Origin of the sequence: Motiliproteus sediminis (assembly GCF_017912535.1) — a bacterium.
In the GTDB taxonomy this organism is placed as follows: Bacteria; Pseudomonadota; Gammaproteobacteria; order Pseudomonadales; family Balneatricaceae; genus Motiliproteus; species Motiliproteus sediminis.
In genome coordinates, this window is record NZ_JAERQK010000004.1 from 126724 (window position 1) to 149456 (window position 22733).

Here is a 22733-nt window from a genome sequence, read left to right on the forward strand (position 1 = left end):
GGTCGGGAATTATTGGTGTATAATTTCGCCCCACTGCCCGCCGCAGAGCGGCCTGGACTCACCTCGACAGGAGAAGATCGAAGCATGACCGTTATTCGCCAAGATGATCTGATCGACAGCGTTGCCGATGCGCTGCAGTTTATTTCCTACTATCACCCGGTGGACTTTGTACAAGCGGTTCACGAAGCCTATCTGAAGGAAGAGTCCCAGGCGGCCAAAGACGCCATGGCGCAGATTCTGATCAACTCCCGCATGAGCGCCGAGGGTCATCGTCCCCTGTGTCAGGACACCGGTATCGTCACCGTGTTCGTCAAGATCGGTATGAACGTGCGCTGGGACGACGCCACCATGAGCGTTGAAGATATGATCAACGAAGGCGTGCGCCGTGCCTACATGCACCCGGATAACGTGCTGCGCGCCTCAGTGCTGGCGGATCCGGCCGGCAAGCGTCAGAACACCAAGGACAACACCCCGGCGGTGATCCACATGTCCGTGGTCCCGGGTGACGAGGTGGACGTGCAGGTAGCGGCCAAGGGTGGCGGTTCCGAGAACAAATCCAAGATGGTGATGCTGAACCCCTCCGACTCTATCGTCGACTGGGTGCTGAAGACCGTCCCCACCATGGGGGCCGGCTGGTGTCCGCCGGGCATGCTGGGTATCGGTATCGGCGGTACTGCCGAGAAAGCCGCGGTGCTGGCAAAAGAGTCACTGATGGACCCCATTGATATCCACGAGCTGAAAGAACGTGGTCCCCAGAACGCGGTGGAAGAGCTGCGGCTGGAGCTGTTCGAAAAGGTTAACCAGTTGGGTATCGGTGCTCAGGGTTTGGGCGGCCTGACCACCGTGCTGGATATCAAGATCAAGGATTACCCCACTCATGCGGCCTCTCTACCGGTATGCATGATCCCCAACTGCGCCGCGACCCGTCATGCGCACTTCACCCTGAAAGGTGACGGTCCTGCGCTGCAAACACCGCCGTCCCTGAGCGACTGGCCGGAAGTGACCTTTGAAGTGGGGCCGACCACCAAGCGGGTTAACCTCGACACCGTAACCCAGGAAGAGATCGAAACCTGGAAGACCGGCGATACCCTGCTGCTGAACGGCAAGATGCTGACCGGTCGTGACGCCGCCCACAAAAAACTCTGCGGCATGCTGGATGCCGGTGAAACCCTGCCGGTGGACCTCAAAGGGCGCTTTATCTACTACGTGGGCCCGGTAGATCCGGTCCGTGACGAAGTGGTTGGCCCAGCAGGCCCCACTACCGCAACGCGGATGGACAAGTTTACCCGTCAGGTGCTGGAGCAGACCGGCCTGATGGGGATGATCGGCAAAGCCGAGCGGGGTCCGGTGGCTATCGATGCGATCAAGGACAACAAGTCGGTTTATCTGATGGCGGTCGGCGGTGCGGCGTATCTGGTATCCAAGGCGATCAAGTCCTCCAAGACCATCGCCTTCCCCGAGCTGGGTATGGAAGCGATCTACGAGTTTGAAGTGCAGGATATGCCGGTCACCGTGGCGGTGGATAGCAAAGGCGAATCCGCCCACATCACCGGCCCGCAGATCTGGCAGGAAAAGATCGCCGCCAAGCAGGTGTAATCCCTGCGGCGGACTCAACAGCGCGGCTTCGGCCGCGTTTTTTTGTTTAAGGGGGCCGTCGGCCTGTTTTCTCCGCCCGGCAAGACTGCCGGCGGTGAGCCGGGCGCTGTTTCGTTGCGGGGCGGATCGACAGCTGCCCGCAGGGTTAAAAACCGGATTCATGCCCGCAAAGCTGTTAGAGTGGGGGGCCTACTCTCACTTGGACCCCCTCCTATGGCAAGCAAGCCTAAAAAATCAGCCTCGGTCGAAACCCATCAATCGATCAAGGAGCAGACTGCGGCCTTTCTCAAGGCCGGTGGCCAGATCCAGCAGGTTCCCAATGGCGTGACCGGCCAGCAGAAGATAGCCGGCCCCCGCCAGATCGTGCTTGGCAAACCCTCCGACAATAACCCGCGCTGACACCGGGTGGCGTAATCGCCCTGAACGCGTGGCCGCACCCCGCTATACCGCCCGTCCGGTAGAGCCGCAGCGCCTTCTGCTGCGCCGGGAGGTTTCCATGCTGGTTGTCACACGCCGCGTCGGCTACGAGTGAGCCGGTGGCGTTCATCGCGCCGTATCCACATGCCCTAGTGTGTCGTGTCAGGCTGGTTCGGTATGCGTTGCCGGGGAGTCTCTTGGCAAACTGATCGCGCTGTTGTTGCCAAGCCAGCTGCGGCCTGACAGGGGGAGGTGCTCACCCTGCGCGTGGACGGATGGCTGCCATCGGTCGAAACCGTTGTTGGGTAAACGTGCTACCAGCCGTCATCCATTTCGTCATCGGGCAGGGTTTGCACCCTCAGCGGTACTTCGATTTCGAAGCGACTGCCGTGGCCACGCTCGCTGTCGCAGCGGATGGTGCCTTTTAGCAGCCGGGTGACCAGGTTGTAGGCAATATGAGTGCCGAGGCCGCTGCCTTCGCTGCTGCTGCCCGCGACAAAGGGGTCGAACAGGCGCGGGAGGATGGTTTCCGGAATGCCGCGGCCATTGTCCGCCACGCTCAGTCGCAGCTGCTGTTGGTCGCTCTCTACACTAATGCGCAGCTGGGGGGCATCGGTTCCCTCGAGGCCATGGGTGATTGCGTTGTCCAGCAGAATATCCACCAGTTGTTCCCAGGCGCCGGGGTAGCTGATCAGTCCCTGGTCATCGGCGCAGTCCAGTTTGACTGTGATGCCCAGCTTATCAATGGCGGTTTGCTGACGCTCGATCCGCTGGCTGAGCAGTTCTCGCAGCCGGATGCGTTTGGACTGCTCGTTGCGCTCATCGATAGCCAGCAACTTGAAGCTGCTGACCAGTTCGGCCGAGATGTGCAGGTCCTCTGCCAGTCTAGTAAGCAGCTCGTCCTGCTGCTGCAGGTATCGCTTCAAACCGTCCGGGTCGGTGGTTGGCTGATCTTTCAGGGTATGGATCTGCTGCTGCAGCTCCAGCAGTTGTTGACGTGCATCGCTCAAAGGCTGATCCAGTTGCTGGCTGACGCCGCTCACCAGTTCGCCCAGTGCTGCCATCTTTTGCGATTCCACCAACTGATCCCGGGTTTGGGTGAGTTCTTCGAGCGCGCTGCTCAAGCGTTCATTGGTGTTTTTGAGGGTCGCGGTGCGGTATTTAACCCGCTGTTCCAGCTCCTCGTTAAGCTTTTCCAGCGCGTCCTTGGCCTTCTTTTTCTCCTTCAGCTGGTTGCTGATGTTGGCGCGCATCTGATTGATGGTTTCCGCTAGCTGGTCGAGGGCGTCGGGGGTGCGGCTGCGAAAGGTGCTGCCGCTGAGTTTGAGGTCGTCATCAAGGTTATACAGGTCCAGTCGCTGGGTGTAGCGCGACAGGGTGCTGAGGTGACGAACAATCATGTAGTGGACGATGATCAGGATGCAGATCGAGACCAGAAAGGTTTTGACCGCCTGGGCGCCGAGGATGACGAAAAACTTGTGCAGCAGGCGCTCGTAGACGTTGTTAAGGGTGGCACCGATGGTGAGCCTGCCCACCAATGTGTCGCGGTAATGGAGTTCGAACTCGCGCAGGATCGGCAGTTCGCCGTCGTCACTGCCGCGAAAGAATACCGCCTCCTCTTTGCCGGCGACTACTTCGGTGATAGACGCATAGGCGATATCCGGCAGCTTCATGATGCCGTCGAGCTGGATGGCGATCTGGTCCTTGTCCAGTTTCCACAGACTGGAGGCGAGCGAGTCGAGGTAACCGGCCTCAATCGACTGGATCCCGTGTTCAATGTCATCGACATCCTTGCGGTAGTCCCAGAACAGCTGAAAGGCGGTGCTGAGAACGGCCAGCAGGGTGCTGCACATGATGATGTACACCAGCAGGCGATAGGAGAGGCGATTGTTCTGGCGGTGCTGAAGCAGACGAGTCAGCAGCGATTGCATAAGCAGACCTGTAAAGACTCCGGCATCCTGCCGGGCTACACGGGTGAAGGTTCCCACTAACTATACGCCAAACTGCGGCCCAGTCGAGGGGGGCGGGGGATTATCTGCCTGAAACAAAAGAGGGCTCTGTGAGCCCTCTGGTGATAGTGGCGGTGCACTGTTTACATGTTGGGGTAGTTGGGGCCACCGGCGCCTTCCGGAGTGACCCAGGTGATGTTCTGGGACGGGTCCTTGATGTCGCAGGTTTTGCAGTGAACGCAGTTCTGCGAGTTGATCTGGAAGCGCTCGTTGCCGTCCTCTTCTTTGATGACCTCGTACACGCCAGCCGGGCAGTAGCGCTGTGCCGGCTCGGCATAGAGCTTGAGGTTGCGCTCCAGCGGAATGCTGGCGTCCTTGAGCTTAAGGTGGCAGGGTTGGTCCTCTTCATGGTTGGTGTTGGAGAGGAATACCGAGGACAGCTTGTCAAAGCTGATCACGCCATCCGGTTTCGGGTAGGTGATCGGCTGGCACTGGGACGCTTCCTTGAGCTGGGCGTAATCGGGCGTCTTGTCGCGCAGGGTGAGCGGCAGCTTGCCCCCAAACCAGTTCTGATCGAGGTAGTTGAATGCGCCGCCGACAAAGGTGCCCCACTTGTGCAGCGCCGGGCCGAAGTTGCGCGACCGGTAAAGTTCGTCATAGGCCCAGCTGGCCTGGAATGCTTCACCAAAGGCGAGCAAATCGTGGCCGCCTTGGTCGCCGGCACCGAGGGCGTCGGTCAGAACTTCGGCGGCTACCATGCCGCTCTTCATGGCGGTGTGGGTACCCTTGATCTTGGCAAAGTTGAGGGTGCCGGCATCGCAGCCGATCAACAGGCCGCCGGGAAAGCTCATCTTCGGCAGCGCGTTCAAGCCGCCCTTGGTGATGGCGCGAGCACCGTAGCTGACCCGCTTGCCGCCTTCCAGGTACTGCTTGAATACCGGGTGGTGTTTCATTCGCTGGAACTCATCGAACGGGCTCAGGTAGGGGTTCTGGTAGCTCAGATCAACAATCAGCCCCAGTACCACCTGATTGTTTTCCGCGTGGTACAGGAAGGAGCCGCCACTGGTGCCTTTCTCCAGTGGCCAGCCGGCGCCATGAACGACCAGACCGGGCTGGTGCTTGGCCGGGTCGATATCCCATAGCTCTTTGATGCCGATACCGTAGTGCTGGGCGTCGGCGTCCTTGTCCAGTTCGAAACGCTCCAGCAGTTGCTTGCCCAGATGGCCGCGGCAGCCCTCGGCAAACAGGGTGTATTTGGCGCGCAGCTCCATCCCCGGCATGTAGGAGTCTTTGGGTTCACCGTTTTCGCCGACGCCCATGTCGCCGGTGATGATCCCCTTGATCACGCCCTCTTCTTCGATCAGCTCGGCTGCCGAGAAACCGGGAAAGATCTCAACGCCGAGGTTTTCGGCTTGCTCTGCCAGCCAGCGGCAGAGGTTGCCCAGGCTGATGATGTAATTGCCGTGGTTGTGCATGGTCTTGGGGACGAAGGCGTTAGGCATTTTGGTGGCCTTGGTCTCGTCGCGGAACAGGTAGATCTCGTCGCTGGTGACTTCGGTCTCCAGCGGTGCGCCCTGTTGTTTCCAGTCGGGGAAAAGTTCGTTGAGCGCGCGCGGTTCCAGAATGGCACCGGAGAGGATGTGGGCGCCGACTTCGGAGCCTTTTTCGACCACGCAGACGGTCAGCTCCTGCTCTTTCTCCTGGGCTTGCTGCATCAAGCGGCAGGCGGCTGACAGGCCGGCAGGCCCGGCGCCGACGATGACGATGTCAAACTCCATAGCTTCGCGTTCCACAACCCTTCTCCTCTTGATCGATGTTGTTCGAGCTGCCGGAGTGCAGCATGTCAGATGTTGAATACTAGGGAATACCCTAATTTGTTGCAAGAAAATATTTGCGTTTTGTAAATTTCGCTGGTAGCTTCTACGGGAAATTACCTATTGGTGCGCTGTTGGATTACGCAACAGCGCGTGGAGGAAAGGGCCGATACCTCCTATCGGTGACAACAACAAACGAGGACTCTATGAAAGTTCTAGTAGCTGTGAAGCGGGTCGTTGATTACAACGTCAAGGTGCGCGTAAAGAGCGACCAGACCGGTGTCGACCTGGCCAACGTCAAGATGGCGATGAACCCCTTTTGTGAAATCGCGGTAGAGGAAGCGGTGCGCCTGAAAGAGAAGGGCGCTGCTGACGAGATCGTGGTTGTGTCCATGGGCCCCAAGGCGGCTCAAGAGCAGATTCGTACCGCGCTGGCGCTGGGCGCCGACCGCGGTATCCTGATTGAAACCGACGAAGAGCTGGAATCACTGGCGGTTGCCAAGCTGCTGGCCAAGGTGGTTGATGAGGAACAGCCGGGGCTGGTGATTCTTGGTAAGCAGTCAATTGATTCCGATGCCAACCAGACCGGCCAGATGCTGGGGGCGTTGACCGGTATGCCGCAGGGTACCTTTGCTTCTGAAGTCAATTTGGGTGAGGGCACCGTTGATGTGACCCGCGAGATCGACGGTGGCCTGCAGACCGTGTCGCTGAATATGCCGGCGATCGTGACCACCGACCTGCGTCTCAACGAGCCACGCTACGCGTCGCTGCCGAATATCATGAAGGCCAAGCGCAAGCCGCTTGATACCAAAACCCCCGCCGATTACGGCGTCGAGGTCGCGCCCCGCCTTAAGACCCTCAAGGTGGAAGCACCGGCCGAGCGTCAGGGTGGCGTCAAGGTAGCCAGTGTTGACGAGCTGGTTGAAAAGCTGAAGAACGAGGCGAAGGTGGTTTAATCATGAGCATCCTGGTAATTGCAGAACACGACAACGCCGCCCTCAAGGGGGCGACCCTGAACACTGTTGCGGCCGCGTCCCAGATCGGTGGTGAGATCCACGTGCTGGTGGCTGGCGAAAATTGCGGCGCTGCTGCTGAAGCTGCGGCTCAGGTTGCCGGCGTCAGCAAGGTATTGTTGGCCGACAACGCCGCCTATGCCCATCAGCTGGCAGAGAACATTGCCCCGCTGGTGGCTGAGCTGGCCGCCAACTATGGTCACGTGTTGGCTCCGGCAACCACCAATGGCAAGAACTTTATGCCGCGCGTTGCCGCCCAGCTGGATGTAGCGCAACTGTCCGACATCATTGCGGTGGAAAGTGCCGATACTTTCAAGCGCCCGATCTATGCCGGCAACGCTATCGCTACGGTTCAGTCCGGCGACAGCGTCAAGGTGATCACCGTGCGTGCTACCGGTTTCGATCCGGCGGCAGCCTCCGGCGGCAGTGCGACGATCGAAGCGGTGGGCTCTGCTCATGACGCCGGCATCTCCCGTTTCGTCAAGGAAGAGCTGGCCAAGTCGGACCGCCCAGAGTTGACCGCGGCACGTGTGGTGATCTCCGGTGGGCGCGGCATGGGCAACGGCGAGAACTTCGCCCTGCTGGAAAAGGTGGCCGACAAACTCGGTGCTGCTGTGGGTGCCTCCCGTGCCGCGGTTGACGCCGGCTTTGTGCCCAACGACATGCAGGTGGGCCAGACCGGTAAGATTGTCGCACCCGAGCTTTACATCGCGGTGGGTATTTCCGGTGCGATCCAGCATCTGGCAGGTATGAAAGACAGCAAGTACATCGTCGCCATCAACAAGGACGAAGAAGCGCCGATCTTCTCGGTTGCCGATTACGGTCTGGTGGCGGATCTGTTCGACGCCGTACCCGAGCTCGAACAGAAACTGTAATACCCAGTCAGCACGGCGGATACTCCGCCGTGCTGATCCGGAAGTAGTCCTCCTATCTGGATTTGCTGGCCCCCGATTCGACCCCGGGAGGCCGCGTGGTGTCCGACCAAGTATCCAGAGTCCTTGCCCGGCCATGTGCCGGGCTTTTTTATGCCCCGGGAGCCATGGATGGCGGTAACAGGCCTATAAATCCGGATGCTGTTGTTTCCGTGGCGGCGAGGGTCGATCGGTGGTTTCAACGCCAGGACTGCCGGTCGCTTTGGCTAAGCCATGGCGTCGGTTGCAGTTGCTCCAGCAGCTGTAACACGTAGAACTCAAACTCCAGGTCGTAACCTTGCAGGCGATAATAGACCCCCTGCTCGAAGGCAAGCGCACCACTGGGCCCGAGTTGCCAGAGCCCTTCTATGACGGTGTCGCTAAGTTCCTTTGGCTCAAAAAAGTGGTTTAGCCGGCTGCGGCGGTCACATATCTGGCGTTGCCGCCGGCGGTTATCATTAAACCATTCGCTTAGTCGCATTAGTCCGGGGGAGATCAGCGCCGCATGGTCCAGCCCGAGTTGTGCCGGAGGAATCCGGCCGAAGCTGGCGGCTCCAAGGGGGTTGTTGCCGCACAGGTAGTGGAGGGTAAATCCGACGCTGTAATGGTGCAAGAACTCGCTGGCGCTATCAATACGGCTGTCCGCTGTAGTCGTGGCGGCCAGGGTTGTCGAAGTCAGCCCCAACCAAAGCCGGAGCAGACGTGCCCTGATCGTTGATCTGGCAGAGTCACGGTGCCGACTGTCGTTGGTACTAGCGTAATTGCACACCTGCTACCTCCCCGGCAGAACCTTCATTGGCTGCCGGCGGCATTGTTTGTTTATCGGTAGTCAGGGTTACGTCGCCGGACCCGGTGTGGATCAGTTGTGTATTTCGTTCGTCTGTCGTCTAGCTGGCGCACATCTTGCTCTTATTCTGTTCTTTCGGCCTTGTTACACCAGGTGACGGGGCCCGAGTGCATTTCGGGCGGCGGTTTGGCGGATTCTCGCACTTGTCGTAGGGTTGATTTGGGTGGTTTTTCACCCATCGAATGCATTCGACCATAACTATTAAAAAACAATTCATAGAGTGTGAAATCGAATGGCAAGTGATTTTGATAAGGATGCGCTGGCGTACCATCGCCAGGGACCGGCCGGCAAGTTGGCGATCGTCGCCACCAAGCCGATGGCTACTCAACGTGATCTGGCGCTGGCTTATTCGCCCGGCGTTGCCGCCGCCTGTAACGAGATCGTGCGCGACCCCTTTGAAGCCTCGACGGTGACTGCCCGTGCCAATCTGGTGGGGGTGATCTCCAACGGCACCGCTGTGCTGGGTCTTGGCGCCATCGGCGCACTGGCCTCCAAACCGGTGATGGAAGGTAAGGCGGTACTGTTCAAGAAGTTCTCCAATATCGACGTATTTGATATCGAGGTGGACGAAACTGACCCGCAGATGTTTATCGAAACCGTGGCGCGACTGGAACCCACCTTTGGCGGCATTAACCTCGAAGATATCAAAGCACCGGAGTGCTTTATCATCGAGAAAACCCTGAAAGAGCGGATGAACATCCCGGTGTTTCATGACGACCAGCACGGTACCGCCATCGTTGCCGGCGCGGCGGTGTTCAACGGTCTGCGGGTGGTCGGCAAGGATATCTCCAAGATCAAACTGGTGGCGTCCGGTGCCGGTGCGGCGGCGCTGTCGTGCCTCAACCTGCTGGTCAATATGGGTGTACCGCGCGAGAACATCTGGGTCACCGATATTGCCGGGGTGGTCTACGAGGGCCGCACCGAGCAGATGGATGAGTACAAGGCGGCCTACGCACAGAAGACCGATGCCCGTACCCTCGACGACGTGATCGAGGGTGCCGACGTGTTCCTCGGCCTCTCTGCGGCGGGCGTGCTCAAGCCGGAGATGGTCAAGAAGATGGCCGCCAATCCGATGATCCTGGCGCTGGCCAACCCTAACCCGGAGATCACACCGGAAGAAGCTAAAGCGGTTCGTGACGACGTGATCATGGCGACGGGGCGCAGCGACTACCCCAACCAGGTTAACAACGTCCTCTGTTTCCCCTTTATCTTCCGCGGGGCGCTGGATTGCGGCGCCACCACCATCAACGAAGAGATGAAGGTGGCCTGTGTGAAAGCGTTGGCGGATCTGGCCATGGCCGAGCCGATCGATCGGGTACAGAAAGCCTATGCCGGTCAGCCGCTGCGCTTTGGTCGTGAATACCTGATTCCCAAGCCGTTCGATCCGCGCCTGATCTTCGAGGTGGCACCGGCGGTGGCCAAGGCCGCCATGGAAACCGGTGTGGCGACCCGCCCGATCGAGGATCTGGAAACCTACCGCCGCAGTCTCGCCCGTTACGCCTACCGTTCCAGCCAGGTGATGAGCCCTATTCTCGAACGCGCCAAGACCGAGCCGAAGCGGGTAGTGTTCGCCGAGGGTGAGAGCAATCGGGTGCTGCAGGCGGTGCAGCAGGTGGTTGATGAAGGTGTCGCTCAACCGATTCTGATCGGTGACCGCAACCGCATCCACACCAAGATCACCGACCTGCAGCTGCGCCTCACCGAGGGTGAGCAGTTCACCATTATCGATCCGGCTGGCGGCGACTGGTTCGAACCCTATCTGGCCGACTACCGCGCCCGTATGGGGCGTCGCGGAATCTCGCCGGACGAGGCGAAGAGCATCATGCACGCCGACAAGACCGTGATTGCAGCGATGATGTGCCTGCGCGGTGACGCCGACGCCATGCTCTGTGGTGCCCACGGTCGCTTCCGTCAGCACTTGGAGCGTATCGATAGCCTGATCGGTAAGCAGGACGGGGTGGATAACTTTGCCACCACCACCGTACTCAGCCTGCCCACTGGTACCTTCTTTATCTGCGATTCCCACATCAGCCCGGATCCCAGTGCTGAACAGGTGGCGCAGAACACCTTGCAGGCGGCGGAAGAGATGCGTCGCTTTGGTATCCTGCCGAAGGTGGCGCTGCTGTCGAGTTCCAACTTCGGCACCAACGACCTGCCGGGGGCGCTGAAGATGCGCAAGGCGCGCGAAATCCTCAACCAGCTCGATCCCGAGCTGCTGGTTGAGGGCGAGATGCACGCCGACGCGGCGATCTCGGAAGAGTTGCGCAACAAGGTGTTCCCGGAATCGGTGCTGCGCGGTCAAGCCAATATGCTGGTGATGCCCAACGTTGAGTCGGCGCACATCGCCTATGGGCTACTCAAGACTCTGGGTGGCGGCATCTCGGTGGGCCCGATCCTGCTGGGGGCGGCCAAGCCAGTGCACATCATGACCCAGAGCACCAGTGTGCGCTCGATCTTCAACATGACCGCGATCGCGGTGGCGGATGCCCAGAGCGCGGATGCCGCGCTAGCCTGACGGGGCGCGATTCGCTGCCGCCAGCCTGCGGTGGATAGGGAGAAACCGGGCCAGGGCTAGACCCTGGCCCGGTTTTTTATTGTCCGATTATCCTGAGTGAGGTCGCCTGTGGGATGGGCTTGTGATGCGCTGGATGCCGCCCGACTCCCCCGGTTGCCACGCCCGTTGCGATAGCGCCGCCGCTGCAGTTCTTGTGGTAGGCCCGGTCGTTGATCAGGTGGCTGTGTGTTGTGGCGGTAGTGGGTGGGCGCTTGGATCGGATCGTTGATCCCGTCGAGATTCGGCCTCGGCTCGCTACCGTTGCAACGACTGAAACAATTCGTAACTTTACGCTTACGTAAACTTGCCCTTATTCTGACCCTCGACCTATTACCCCCTTCGGCGTTGCTGGTGCTTTGGCCCACCGCCGAGCCGATAACGATAACAATGAGGGCATCTCCATGTCAGCCACTGCCTATCAGGACTTCATGGCGGCTTTCTCTCCGGAGCAGATCGAAGCCGAACTGCAGGGAAACCGCGCCAATGGATTTAACGTCTGTGCCGAGTGTGTCGATCGCTGGGTTGACGGCGGCAAAGTCGCGCTGCGCCATCAGGCCACCGACGGCAGCGTTACCGAACTTACCTTTGCCGAGCTGAAAACCCGCTCCGCCCAGTTTGCCAACTACCTCGCCAGTCAGGGCATCGGTCAGGGCGATCGGGTGGCGGCGCTGCTGCCTCGTACCCCGGAGCTGCTGGTCGTTATCATGGGTACCCTGCGTGCGGGTGCGGTCTATCAGCCGCTGTTTACGGCGTTTGGTTCAGGTGCCATTGAATACCGCACCGAAAAAGCCGGCACCAAGCTGTTGGTGACCGACGAGGCTAACCGTCACAAGCTCGATGAGGTTAAAGATTGCCCGCCGGTGATCATGGTCAGCGCTGCGCCCTCCACCGGTGAACCGAGCTTTATCGACGCGGTTTACAGCCAGTCTGACGACTTTGAGCCCGTGGTGGTTGCCGCGGATCAGCCCTTCCTGCAGATGTTTACCTCCGGTACGGTCGGCAAGTCCAAGGGGGTGCACGTTCCGACCAAAGCGCTGTTGGCATTCCACGTCTACATGAAGTACGCCATCGGTCTGCAGGATGACGACATATACTGGAACGTGGCCGATCCCGGTTGGGCGTATGGTCTCTACTACGCTGTGGTTGGTCCGTTGCTGTTGGGCTGTACCACCCATTTCAACGAAGCCGGATTTACCGCGCAGAACACCTTTGACTTTCTGCGTCAGCACAAGATTACCAATCTGGCGGCGGCCCCCACCGCGTACCGGATGCTGATGGCCAATGACCATCTGCTGGGCGATCAGCCCGAGCCTTTCAGCCTGCGAGTGGGTAGCAGCGCCGGTGAGCCGCTTAATCCCGAGGTGATCAACTGGATCGATCGGCGGCTGGCTTGTCCGGTGATGGACCACTATGGCCAGACCGAAACGGGCATGACCGCATGTAACCACCACGCTCTGCAGCACAAGGTGCGCATCGGCTCCATGGGCTACGCCATGCCCGGCTACCGGGTGGTGGCGTTGGACGGCAACTTTCAGGAGGTGGGTGAGGGTGAAACCGGGCAACTGGCGGTGGATATGGATAACTCGCCGCTGTTTTTCTTTCAGGGCTATACCTGGAACGAAAAGCAGCCCTACAGCGGTAAGTACTACCTTACCGGCGATGTAGTTGAAGCCCATGGCGATGGTGCTTTTACCTTCGCAGGACGTGACGACGATATCATCACCTCGGCCGGTTATCGCATCGGGCCGGCAGACGTCGAGAGCACTCTGATCGAACATGCCTGCGTGGCTGAAAGTGGCGTGGTAGCCAAACCCGATGCCGAGCGCGGCTCCATCGTCAAAGCCTTTGTGGTGCTGAAACAGGGTTACGACGCCAGTGACGAACTGGCTGACGAGCTCAAACAGTTCGTGCGCAAGCGTCTATCGACCCACGCCTTCCCGCGCGAGATCGACTTTGTCGAAGAGCTGCCGAAGACTCCCAGCGGCAAGATTCAGCGCTTCCTGTTACGCCAGCAGGCGGAGGCGGAGGTCGCTTAATCCGTCTGAGTGCAGATAGCCCCGGCCTGTCCGGGGCTTTGTTGTCTTTGGTGGCGCTAGGTTTAATGGAGGCAAGCCATGCCCTGTATGAGTGTCGAAGAGATCAACCAATTTCTGGCTGAACATTTTCCGCAGGGGGCCGAATACGGCAGCGTCGATTCGGTCTACAGTCTGGGCGCGCGCATGCGCCTGACCCCGAAGCAGGCTCATCTGCGGCCCGGTGGGACGGTGTCGGGGCCCGCGATGATGGCGCTGGCGGATGTGGCGGTGTATGTGGCGCTGTTGGGGGAGATTGGCCCGGTACCTTTGGCGGTCACCACCAACCTCAACATTAACTTTCTCCAGCGGCCCAAACCTGAGGCTGACGTAATCGCCGAGGCCAAGCTGCTCAAGGTTGGTTCTCGCCTGGCGGTGGGTGAGGTAAGCCTGTATTCCGAAGGAGGTGAGCTGCCCGTTGCTCATGTGACTTGTACCTACTCAATCCCGCCGCGCGGTCAGCGCGAGCGCGGTTGAGCCCGCCTCGCCATGATGACTGCAACAGCTATGCAATGGCGCAATGGTCAGGTTGAGGTGGAGGGCGTAGCGCTGTCCATCCGCTTTGGGCAGCATCCAGAGGGGACCGGCAAACCGGTGCTGCTGCTATTGCACGAAGCCTTGGGCAGTTTTGCGCAGTGGAAGCGCTTCCCCGAGCAGCTGGCCGAAGCTTGCGGGATGTCGGTATTGCTCTATGAACGCGAGGGGCATGGTGGATCTGACCCGTTGCGCCTTCCCCGTGCGGATGATTATCTCCAGTATCAGGGACGAGTGGTGCTGCCGCGACTGATCGATGCGCTGTCGCCCGAGTTGGGCCTGGAGCAGTTGGTGTTGGTCGGCCACAGCGACGGCGGCTCAATCGCGCTGGTCGGGGCGGCGGAGATGCGGCAACGGGTGGTAGCACTGATTACCGCGGCGGCGCATCTGTTTGTGGAGCCGGAAACGCGTGCGGGTATTGAAGCGGCGGTGGCTGTTTACGCCGACAAACTGCGCGCGCCGCTGGCTCGTTATCACGGTGATAAGATCGACGATCTGTTTCGCGGTTGGCACCAGACCTGGCTGCGGAACAGCTTTCAAGGTCTGGATCTGTCCCCCTGGTTAGGGCGTATTCAATGCCCCGCGCTCGTGATGCAGGGGCGGAACGATCAATACGGCAGTGCTGCCCAGGTGGAGCAGATCTGTGCCGGCATCAATGCTGGCGGCCGGGCATTGGCACGGCCCTGCTGGGTGGATGCCGGTCACGTACCTCATCTGGAAACGCCGCAGCAGACGCTGGCAGCGATGAGCGGGTTTATCGCTGCTCTCGGGCCGGTCAGCGGCCGAGCTGCTGCCACTGTTTGACCAGCTCGGGCAGGCTGTCGGCACGCATCTTCGACATCACCCGCGCGCGGTGTACTTCGACGGTCTTGGGGCTGATCTCCAGTTTTTCAGCGATGGCTTTGTTGGGGTGGCCGGCCACCACCAGCTCCATGACCTGCTTTTCCCGTTTGCTCAGACTGTTCCAATTCTGGTTAACCTGTTGCTGCGCCTGCTGCTGGGTAAACCAGTCTCGCGCCAGCCCCAGTGCTTTTTCAACGTGGTTGAGCAATACCTGATCGTCAAACGGCTTTTCGATAAAATCCACCGCCCCGTTCTTGATCGCGGTCACAGCCATGGGGATGTCGCCGTGGCCGGTAATGACGATGATCGGCAGACGGTGGCCGCGTTTGATCAGCTCCTGCTGCAGTGCCAGTCCGCTGATTCCGGGCATGCGGATATCGAGCAGCAGGCAGCCGGGCTCGCCGCGGTACCGCTCCAGAAACTGCTCACCGGAGTCAAAGGCGCGGATGGGGTGATTGGTGGACTCCAGAAGCCAGGAGAGGGAATCACGGAAATCGTCGTCGTCATCGACCAGAAAGATGGTCAGGGCGTCCATTTGTGACTGCATAATCATGCTCTACCGTTCCAGCGGAAGTAGGATGTTAAAGGTCGTACCCGTGGCGCCGTCAGACTCTGCCCAGAGACGGCCGCCATGCGCTTCGATAATGGTGCGGGAGATGGACAGTCCCATGCCGAGGCCGCTGTCCTTGGTGGTGAAGAACGGCTCAAACAGATTTTCCAGCTGTTCGGGGCTGATACCGGTTGCTTCATCCTGAATCCTGACGCGCAACTCGCTCCGCGCTCGCGCGGTGCTTATTGTAATGGTTTTTTCCGCCTTGTCCGAATGGCGATAGGCGTCGATGGCGTTGCGCAACAGGTTGAGGATGACCTGCTCAATCTGCACCTTGTCCGCGTTCAGGCGCGGGTCGCTGTCATCAAGACGAAAACGATAGCGAATGTTCTCGTTGCGAGCCTCCTGCTCCAGAAACTGGGCGATCTCCTCACACACGCCGTTAATGTGGAAATCCATTCGCTGGTATTCGGTTTTCTTCACGAAGCTGCGTAGCCGCTTGATGATGTCGCCGGCCCTCACCGCCTGGCGGGCGATCAGGGTAAACACCTTGGCGGCGTCCTCCAGCGTGCTCATGGTGCCCTCTTCGATCCGGCGCAGGCTGCCGCGGCTGTAGTTGGCGATCGCCGCCAGTGGCTGGTTGATCTCGTGAGCCAGCCCCGAGGCCATCTCGCCCACCGACATCAGCCGCGAGATATGGGCCATCTCCAACTGGTGCTGCATCGCTTCCTCTTCGGCCTTTTTCTGGTCGGTGACGTCGCGCCCGATCAGCGAGAAATACTGCAGCCGACCGTCGTCGCGTTTGTGGGCGATGATCTGCTGGATCTCGGCGTAGCGGTCCTCCATTGAGCCGGGCCGCAGCGGGATGGCGCCGCGCCAGTTGCCGTCGCGCAGCGCCGTGGGTAGCGCCTCGTCGGTCAGCTGGCGGAAGCCCTCACGACTCAGCAGCTCTTCCAGATGAAGGGTAGGGAAGCGGCTCTTGTCGATATGCATGGTGCGGATCGCCGCTTCGTTGAGGTAGTCGATCAGGTGGTTTTCGCTACAGAACATCACCAGGTCAGAGCTGGCTTCGACCACCCGTGCCAGCCGGGTCATGGTCTGCTCGGCCACCACTCGCTCGGTGACATCGCGGGAAACGCAGATGATCTCTTCGATCTCGCCGGTGTCGGGGTCGCGAATGGTGCGGCTGGTGGTTTCCAGCCAGATGTAGTCGCCATCCTTACGCTGGAAGCGGTAAACGTTGGTGTAGACCCCTTCGCGGTAGGTCACGCTCTGCGCGCGGTTCTTCCAGGTGTCGGCGTCTTCGTTGTGAAACAGGTCGTAAGCGGGGCGGCCGATGATCTCGTTGGCGCTGTAGCCCAGTAGTTTCTCCACCGCCGGATTGACGTCGATGAAGCTGAAATCGTCCGGTGCGTGGCGTGAAATCAGGTCCGGCGACTTCTCCGCCAGTTGGCGGTAGCGATCGAGCGGTTGGTAGGTGTCATTTTGAGTCATCGACGGCGATTGTGGCTGCTATTGTCATTGTTGCCGCGTCCGACTTTGGTATATTGGGCAAAATCAGGGAAAACCCTTATTATGGTCCGATTCCATTTCGGGGGCTGGGCTTGTGCTCTGTTGTTGCCCCGGCGGCAAGTTAACTATAACCAAACCAGGAAGGGATTACCCGTATGTCTTCAGTTCGCAGCAACCCCTACGAGCAGGATCTGGATCAGAACTCCGCCAACTATGCGCCACTGTCGCCGCTGAGCTTTCTGGAGCGGGCCGCGTTTGTTTATCCGAACCGCACTGCCACCATACATGGCGATGTGCGTCGCAGCTGGGCCGAGACCTACGAGCGCTGCGTCAAGCTGGCCAGCGCGCTGAGCAAGCGCGGGATCGAAGTTGGTGACACGGTGTCGGTGCTGGCGCCCAATCTGCCGGAGCATTTTGAGGCCCACTTCGGGGTACCGATGAGTGGCGCAGTGCTTAACTCGATCAACACCCGCCTGGATGCCGAAGCGGTGGCTTTTATTCTGGACCACGCCGAAGCCAAGGTGCTGATTACCGAGCGCGAGTTCTCCGAAGTGGTCTCCGCGGCGCTGGAAAAAGCCACCGTCAAGCCGCTGCTGGTGCACATTGACGACCCGACCTACACCGACGGCGAGCACCTGGGCGAGATCAGCTATGAACAGTTGCTGGCCGAAGGCGATGCCGATTACGCCTGGCAGGGGCCGGCGGACGAGTGGAATGCGATCACCCTTAACTACACCTCCGGTACCACCGGCAACCCCAAAGGTGTTGTCTATCACCACCGCGGCGCTTACCTGAATGCGGTCAGCAATGCGATCTCCTGGAATATGGGCGAATACCCGGTCTACCTCTGGACGCTGCCGATGTTTCACTGCAACGGCTGGTGTTTCCCCTGGACCATCGCCGCCACCGTAGGCACCAGCGTCAGCCTGCGCCATGTACGTGCCGAACCGATCTACGACCTGATCCGCAAGGAGAAGGTCAACCACTTCTGCGGTGCACCGATCGTGCTCAATATGCTCAATGGTGCCCCGGCCGAGCTGAAGCAGGATATTACCCATCAGGTGAAGGTGATGACCGCCGGCGCTGCACCGCCCGCCGCAGTGATTCAGGGCATGGAGGAGATGGGCTTCAAGGTGACTCACGTCTACGGTCTGACCGAAACCTACGGCCCCTCGGTGGTTTGTGCCTGGCATGACGAATGGGACGACAACACCATCGAGCAGAAAGCGCGATTGAAGGCGCGTCAGGGCGTGCGTGCGCCGATGCTGGATGGTCTGATGGTGGCGGACCCCACCACGATGGAGCCGGTGCCCCGCGACGGTGAAACCATGGGCGAGATTTTTATGCGCGGCAACCTGGTGATGAAGGGCTACCTGAAGAACCCGGCCACCACCGATGAGGCGTTTCATGGCGGCTGGTTCCACTCCGGTGACCTCGCTGTATGGCACGAGGACGGTTATATCGAGATCAAGGACCGCTCCAAGGACATCATTATCTCCGGCGGTGAAAACATCTCCAGTATTGAGGTGGAGGATACCCTTTATCGCCACCCGGCGGTGCAGGAAGCCGCGGTGGTGGCGCGTCCCGACGACAAGTGGGGCGAAACCCCCTGTGCCTTTGTAACCCTCAAGCCCGGTAGTGATGCCACCGAAGCGGAGATTATCGAGTTCTGCCGCGACAACATGGCACGCTTTAAAGCGCCCAAGACCGTGGTGTTCTGCGATCTGCCCAAGACCTCGACCGGCAAGATCCAGAAGTTTGTACTGCGGACCCAGGCCAAGAACCTGGGCTGACAAGAGACTGCTATGCCGGGCTGCTGCCCGGCTGATTTCATCGAATTGAGTAACAGGAACGGAATATGGCTGACTACAGAGCACCCCTTGCCGACATGACCTTCGCCCTCAATGAAGTGGCGGGAATGGCGCAGATCGCCCAGCTGCCCGGCTACGAAGACGCGACTCCGGATATGGTCAGCGCAATTCTGGAAGAGGCGGGCAAGCTGTCAGGGGAAGTGCTGGCACCGTTGAACGACACCGGTGACCGTGCCGGGGTGAAACTGACCGAGCAGCACGAAGTACCCACGCCGGCTGGTTTCAAAGAGGCCTATCAGCAGTTTGCCGAAGGCGGCTGGGGCTCATTGCAGTTTGACCCCGAGTACGGTGGTCAGGGGATGCCCAAGTTGCTGGCGACGCCGGTGATGGAGATGTGGCAGGCGGCCAACATGTCCTGGGGGCTGTGTCCGTTGCTGAGCCAGGGTGCCATTGAAGCGCTGGAGGCCAACGCCTGCGACGCCGTCAAGCAGACCTACATCCCGCGCCTGATCAGTGGTGAATGGACCGGCACCATGAACCTGACCGAGCCGCAGGCCGGTTCCGACCTGGCGGCGATCCGCAGTAAAGCGGAGCGTGAAGGCGACCACTACCGCATCAGCGGCCAGAAGATCTTTATCACCTGGGGCGAACACGACTTCACCGACAATATCGTTCACCTGGTGCTGGCGCGTCTGCCGGATGCGCCCGCCGGAGTGAAGGGGATCTCATTGTTCGTGGTACCCAAATTCCTGGTCAACGAGGACGGTAGCCTGGGTGAGCGCAACGACGTCAAGGCGGTGTCGCTGGAACACAAAATGGGTATCCATGCCAGCCCCACCTGCGTGATGAGCTTCGGCGACGAGGGCGGCGCCATCGGTTACCTGGTGGGCGAAGAGAACAAAGGCATCGCCTGCATGTTTACCATGATGAATAACGCCCGTCTGGGGGTGGGTCTGCAGGGGGTGGCGATCGCCGACCGCGCCTACCAGCATGCCGTCACCTATGCCCGGGAACGGGTGCAGAGTCCGGCGCCCGGCACCCGTGAGGCGGGCCCGATCATCAAGCACCCGGACGTGCGCCGCATGCTGCTGACCATGCGTTCGCTGACCGAAGCGGCCCGCGCGCTGACCTACGTTGCTCACGCGGGTCTCGATTACGAACATGCCGGCAGCGACGAACAGAAAGCGGCGCAGAAGGCGCGGGTGGCGCTGCTGACACCGATCGTCAAAGGCTGGGGTACCGAGATCGCCCAGGAGGTCACTGCGCTGGGCGTGCAGGTTCACGGCGGCATGGGTTTTATCGAGGAAACCGGTGCGGCACAGTTCCAGCGCGATGCGCGCATCCTGCCGATCTACGAAGGCACCAACGGTATCCAGGCGATGGATCTGGTCGGCCGCAAGACCCTGTTCGATCAGGGTGCGGCGATGCACAACCTGCTGGCCGAGATGCGTGAGCTGATCGTCAGCGCAGAAGGTAGTGCGTTTGAAACCGAGGCAGCGGCACTGGCGGCAGGGATTGAGGCGATGGAACTGGTGCAGGCGTCGCTGCTGAACGGCGCGGCCGATGACGCCAACCTGGCGGGAAGTATCGCGTTTAACTACCTGATGCTGGCTGGCACCCTATGCGGTGGCTGGTTAATGCTGAAGTCTGCTCTGGCCGCTGCGGCGAAAGCCGATGCCGGCGATAGCGATCCCTTTTATCAGGCCAAGCAGGCGACAGCACGCTTCTACTTCCAGCAGATTCTGCCCCGTTACCTCGGCTACGCCGCGATCTGCGCCGAAGGCAGCGATGCGGTGATGGCGCTGGACGAGGCGCTGTTCTAATACAGTCCGCCAGTTGATGCGGGTTCTCTGCGCCATGACGCAGGCGTTCAATGGCGATTGGAATCCGCTGCTCTGTCACAAAAGCCGGTGATTTCACCGGCTTTTGTTGTTATGGAAGGCGACACTAGCTTGCCGCTAGCGGGGCCGCGTTGGGTTCGAGTGTTTGCGAGACCTGGTTGGTCTAGCGCAGGCATGCGGTGCTTTTACGCGTCGGAAGTTCAGTCTTTATCCATCGTGGGGTATTGCTGAGGTCAGTAACAAATGATTTGGATTTACAATTAGTTGCTGGCTATAACCACTATGGCAGCGGTTTATGGGCTATTTCTGCCGCAAGGGTCGGCCCCTGCGTCTAACTGTCGTACTATTATGGATTAATCTGATCACGCTGCCTCCAGCCGATCTGTACCTGACAAGGAGAACGGTTTGAAACCTCATCGTCTAACTCTGGCTATTGTAGCCGTACTGACCCTGCCCAACGCGGTTGCCGCCGATCTGGAGGCGGTTTATCGCCAAGCGCTCGACAGTGATCCGCAGCTGCGTGCCGCCCGGGCCAACTACCTGGCCGGCGCCGAGGTGGCTGACCAAAGCCGCGCCGGTCTGCTGCCCAACATCAACCTGGAGGCCAGCGTCGGTCATACCGATAGCGATCCGTCGCTGGCGCTGGACGGTGACGCCACCAGCATCGGTGTTACCCTGACCCAGCCGGTGTTTCGGGCCGATGTCTGGTACAACTATCAGGCGGGAAAGCTGCAAGGTGAACGCGCAGGTATTGAATTCAGCGCCGCCGAGCAGGCGCTGATACGCCGCACCATCGAAGCCTACCTCAACGTGCTGTTGGCGGAGACCAATCACTCCACCTCTGTGGCCGAGGAAGCCGCGGTAAAACGGCGTCTGGACCAGGTGCAGGCACAGTTTGAAGTAGGCCTGATCGCCATTACCGATGTGGAAGAAGCCCGGGCGGCCTACGATAGCGCGCGGGTGAACCGGATTATTGCCGAGGGTGATCTGGACAACAGCTTTGAGGCGATTGATCGCCTCACCGGTGCCAACTGGCGCAGTCTGGACCGCCTGAGCGAGAAGTTTCCGGTCACCGAATTGGCGCCGGCCGAGTATCAGCCCTGGGTCGACAAGGCGCTGGACGGTAACATCGGGTTGCAGCTGGCCAATTACGACGTCGGTGTGGCAGAAGCCAACCGCAAGTCCTCTCAGGCCGGCCATTATCCCACGGTGGATCTGGTCGCCAGCTACACCAAGGATGACGGCAATATCTCCGCGACTCAGGAGATCGATCGCAGTTTTGTGGGGCTCAACTTTAATCTGCCGCTCTATCAGGGCGGGGGTACCAGTTCGCGGGTCCGGGAGAATTTCCAGCGCTGGGATGCGGCTACCCAGCTGCGTGAGGATACCCAGAGGGCGGTGGTGCAGGATACCCGTTCGCTGTTTCGTAATCTGACCACGGATGTGCAGACTGTTGCCGCGCGTCGTCAGAGTATCGTCTCATCACAGACGGCACTGGAAGCGACCGAAGCGGGTTACAGCGTCGGTACGCGTAACATCGTTGATGTGTTGCAGGCGGAACGGGCGCTGTATGGGTCGGTGCGTGACTACGAGACCGCGCGCTATGTTTACGTACGTAACCTGTTTCGGTTCAAGGAAACTCTGGGTACGCTCAGCCCCGACGACGTCAGCCAGCTCGATCAGTGGCTGGAGGCGCCGGGCCCAAGCAGCTGGCTTCCGGCGCCCGGCAGCAACACGCCCCAGTAGTTTCCGGGGCGACTCCGGTCGCCCCGAGCGTACAGCGGCCGTTGTCAGGTTCGGAACTTAGCATCTAAGCTGTTGACGAAGCGAAGGTTCAGGCTAGGTGTCTGACGATTAACGAGGAGAGAGCGGATGTTGCGATGGTTAGCCCCCCTGATTGCGCTGTTGCTGAGTGGCTGCCAGCAGATGGCAGTGAACACCGACTTCGATCCTTACGTTGAGTTCGCCAACTACCGTACCTTCGACTGGATGCCGGAAAAATCGGTAGACTTGCCGGCTGACCAGCAGCTGCTGAGTCAGCGGCTGAAGTACACCGTGGAGCAGGAGCTTCGCAACAAGGGGATCGTGCGTGATGAAAGCGCGCCGGATTTTCTGATCAGTTATTACGGTGACAGCCAGAAACGCACCTCGGAACGGTTGGTAGAGCACGGAAATTACTGGGGCGATCGCGATCGCTACGACCACTACCGCCATTCGCCGGATAAGACCGATCCCCGCTACTGGAATACCCCCCCCGAACAGCGCACCCGCATCAACTACACGCGGAGTCTGGAAACCCAAACGATCACCTATACCGAAGGGACGTTGGTTATTGATTTTCTTGATGCCGAATCGCGGCAGGTGGTGTGGCAATCCAATATTCGGGGTGTGCTGAGTAACAGCGACCCGATGAAGAGCGTGACCGAAGCAGTCCAGCGAGCGCTGACCCAGTTCCCACCGCAACGATAG

The 22733-nt window shown here is 59.9% G+C and carries 17 protein-coding genes; 12 read left to right on the forward strand and 5 right to left on the reverse strand.

From position 1 onward, the window contains the following. Window positions 1-84 precede the first annotated feature (84 nt). Both JJQ76_RS09635 and JJQ76_RS09640 read left to right on the forward strand, forming a co-directional pair. Window positions 85-1596, forward strand: coding sequence for a fumarate hydratase (locus JJQ76_RS09635; protein WP_210396600.1), 1512 nt, complete (start codon window positions 85-87; stop codon window positions 1594-1596). Between the two features lie 213 nt (window positions 1597-1809). Next, window positions 1810-1995, forward strand: a complete 186-nt coding sequence (locus JJQ76_RS09640) for a hypothetical protein (protein WP_210396601.1) — start codon at window positions 1810-1812, stop codon at window positions 1993-1995. A 332-nt stretch (window positions 1996-2327) separates the two neighbouring features. Here the strand turns inward: JJQ76_RS09640 and JJQ76_RS09645 are convergent, their stop codons facing one another. Beyond that, on the reverse strand, window positions 2328-3944 hold the full coding sequence (locus JJQ76_RS09645; RefSeq protein ID WP_210396602.1) for a sensor histidine kinase: 1617 nt from the start codon (window positions 3942-3944) through the stop codon (window positions 2328-2330). A 161-nt stretch (window positions 3945-4105) separates the two neighbouring features. Beyond that, window positions 4106-5740: an electron transfer flavoprotein-ubiquinone oxidoreductase gene (locus JJQ76_RS09650; RefSeq protein WP_210396755.1), complete on the reverse strand. Its 1635-nt coding sequence runs from the start codon at window positions 5738-5740 to the stop codon at window positions 4106-4108. Between the two features lie 242 nt (window positions 5741-5982). Here JJQ76_RS09650 and JJQ76_RS09655 point away from each other — a divergent pair, with 242 nt between their 5' ends. After that, the gene (locus JJQ76_RS09655; protein WP_210396603.1) at window positions 5983-6732 is read left to right on the forward strand and encodes an electron transfer flavoprotein subunit beta/FixA family protein; all 750 of its coding nucleotides are present in this window, start codon (window positions 5983-5985) and stop codon (window positions 6730-6732) included. Between the two features lie 2 nt (window positions 6733-6734). Further along, window positions 6735-7664 (forward strand): electron transfer flavoprotein subunit alpha/FixB family protein, encoded by a 930-nt coding sequence (locus tag JJQ76_RS09660; protein WP_210396604.1) that lies wholly within the window; start codon window positions 6735-6737, stop codon window positions 7662-7664. A 235-nt stretch (window positions 7665-7899) separates the two neighbouring features. On the opposite strand, the gene JJQ76_RS09665 is transcribed toward JJQ76_RS09660, so the two are convergent. Next, window positions 7900-8469 carry a hypothetical protein gene (locus JJQ76_RS09665; protein WP_210396605.1) on the reverse strand — a complete coding sequence of 190 codons (570 nt, stop codon included), beginning with the start codon at window positions 8467-8469 and terminating at the stop codon, window positions 7900-7902. Window positions 8470-8779: 310 nt separating this feature from the next. Here JJQ76_RS09665 and JJQ76_RS18245 point away from each other — a divergent pair, with 310 nt between their 5' ends. The 4 genes from JJQ76_RS18245 (at window position 8780) to JJQ76_RS09685 (ending at window position 14511) form a co-directional block, all read left to right on the forward strand. After that, window positions 8780-11062 carry an NADP-dependent malic enzyme gene (locus JJQ76_RS18245; RefSeq protein WP_210396606.1) on the forward strand — a complete coding sequence of 761 codons (2283 nt, stop codon included), beginning with the start codon at window positions 8780-8782 and terminating at the stop codon, window positions 11060-11062. A 440-nt stretch (window positions 11063-11502) separates the two neighbouring features. Further along, a complete protein-coding gene (locus tag JJQ76_RS09675; RefSeq protein ID WP_210396607.1) occupies window positions 11503-13137 on the forward strand; it encodes an AMP-binding protein in 1635 nt (544 codons plus the stop codon). Between the two features lie 78 nt (window positions 13138-13215). Further along, window positions 13216-13650: a PaaI family thioesterase gene (locus JJQ76_RS09680; RefSeq protein WP_210396608.1), complete on the forward strand. Its 435-nt coding sequence runs from the start codon at window positions 13216-13218 to the stop codon at window positions 13648-13650. 12 nt (window positions 13651-13662) lie between these two features. Beyond that, on the forward strand, window positions 13663-14511 hold the full coding sequence (locus JJQ76_RS09685; protein WP_246480536.1) for an alpha/beta fold hydrolase: 849 nt from the start codon (window positions 13663-13665) through the stop codon (window positions 14509-14511). On the opposite strand, the gene JJQ76_RS09690 is transcribed toward JJQ76_RS09685, so the two are convergent. Together JJQ76_RS09690 and JJQ76_RS09695 are read right to left on the reverse strand one after the other, a co-directional pair. Then, entirely contained in the window at window positions 14483-15097 is a 615-nt protein-coding gene (locus tag JJQ76_RS09690; RefSeq protein ID WP_210396609.1) for a response regulator transcription factor, read from the reverse strand. The genes JJQ76_RS09685 and JJQ76_RS09690 overlap by 29 nt on opposite strands. Window positions 15098-15106: 9 nt before the next feature. Beyond that, window positions 15107-16594, reverse strand: a complete 1488-nt coding sequence (locus tag JJQ76_RS09695) for a PAS domain-containing sensor histidine kinase (RefSeq protein ID WP_210396610.1) — start codon at window positions 16592-16594, stop codon at window positions 15107-15109. Between the two features lie 173 nt (window positions 16595-16767). On the opposite strand from JJQ76_RS09695, the gene JJQ76_RS09700 reads away from it, so the two are divergent. The 4 genes from JJQ76_RS09700 to JJQ76_RS09715 all read left to right on the forward strand — a co-directional run bounded on the left by JJQ76_RS09700 (window position 16768) and on the right by JJQ76_RS09715 (window position 22733). Further along, window positions 16768-18405 carry an acyl-CoA synthetase gene (locus tag JJQ76_RS09700; protein ID WP_210396611.1) on the forward strand — a complete coding sequence of 546 codons (1638 nt, stop codon included), beginning with the start codon at window positions 16768-16770 and terminating at the stop codon, window positions 18403-18405. Window positions 18406-18470: 65 nt separating this feature from the next. Further along, window positions 18471-20246, forward strand: coding sequence for an acyl-CoA dehydrogenase C-terminal domain-containing protein (locus JJQ76_RS09705; RefSeq protein WP_210396612.1), 1776 nt, complete (start codon window positions 18471-18473; stop codon window positions 20244-20246). 423 nt (window positions 20247-20669) lie between these two features. Then, window positions 20670-22010 (forward strand): TolC family outer membrane protein, encoded by a 1341-nt coding sequence (locus JJQ76_RS09710; RefSeq protein ID WP_210396613.1) that lies wholly within the window; start codon window positions 20670-20672, stop codon window positions 22008-22010. A 126-nt stretch (window positions 22011-22136) separates the two neighbouring features. After that, window positions 22137-22733, forward strand: a complete 597-nt coding sequence (locus JJQ76_RS09715) for a DUF4136 domain-containing protein (protein WP_210396614.1) — start codon at window positions 22137-22139, stop codon at window positions 22731-22733.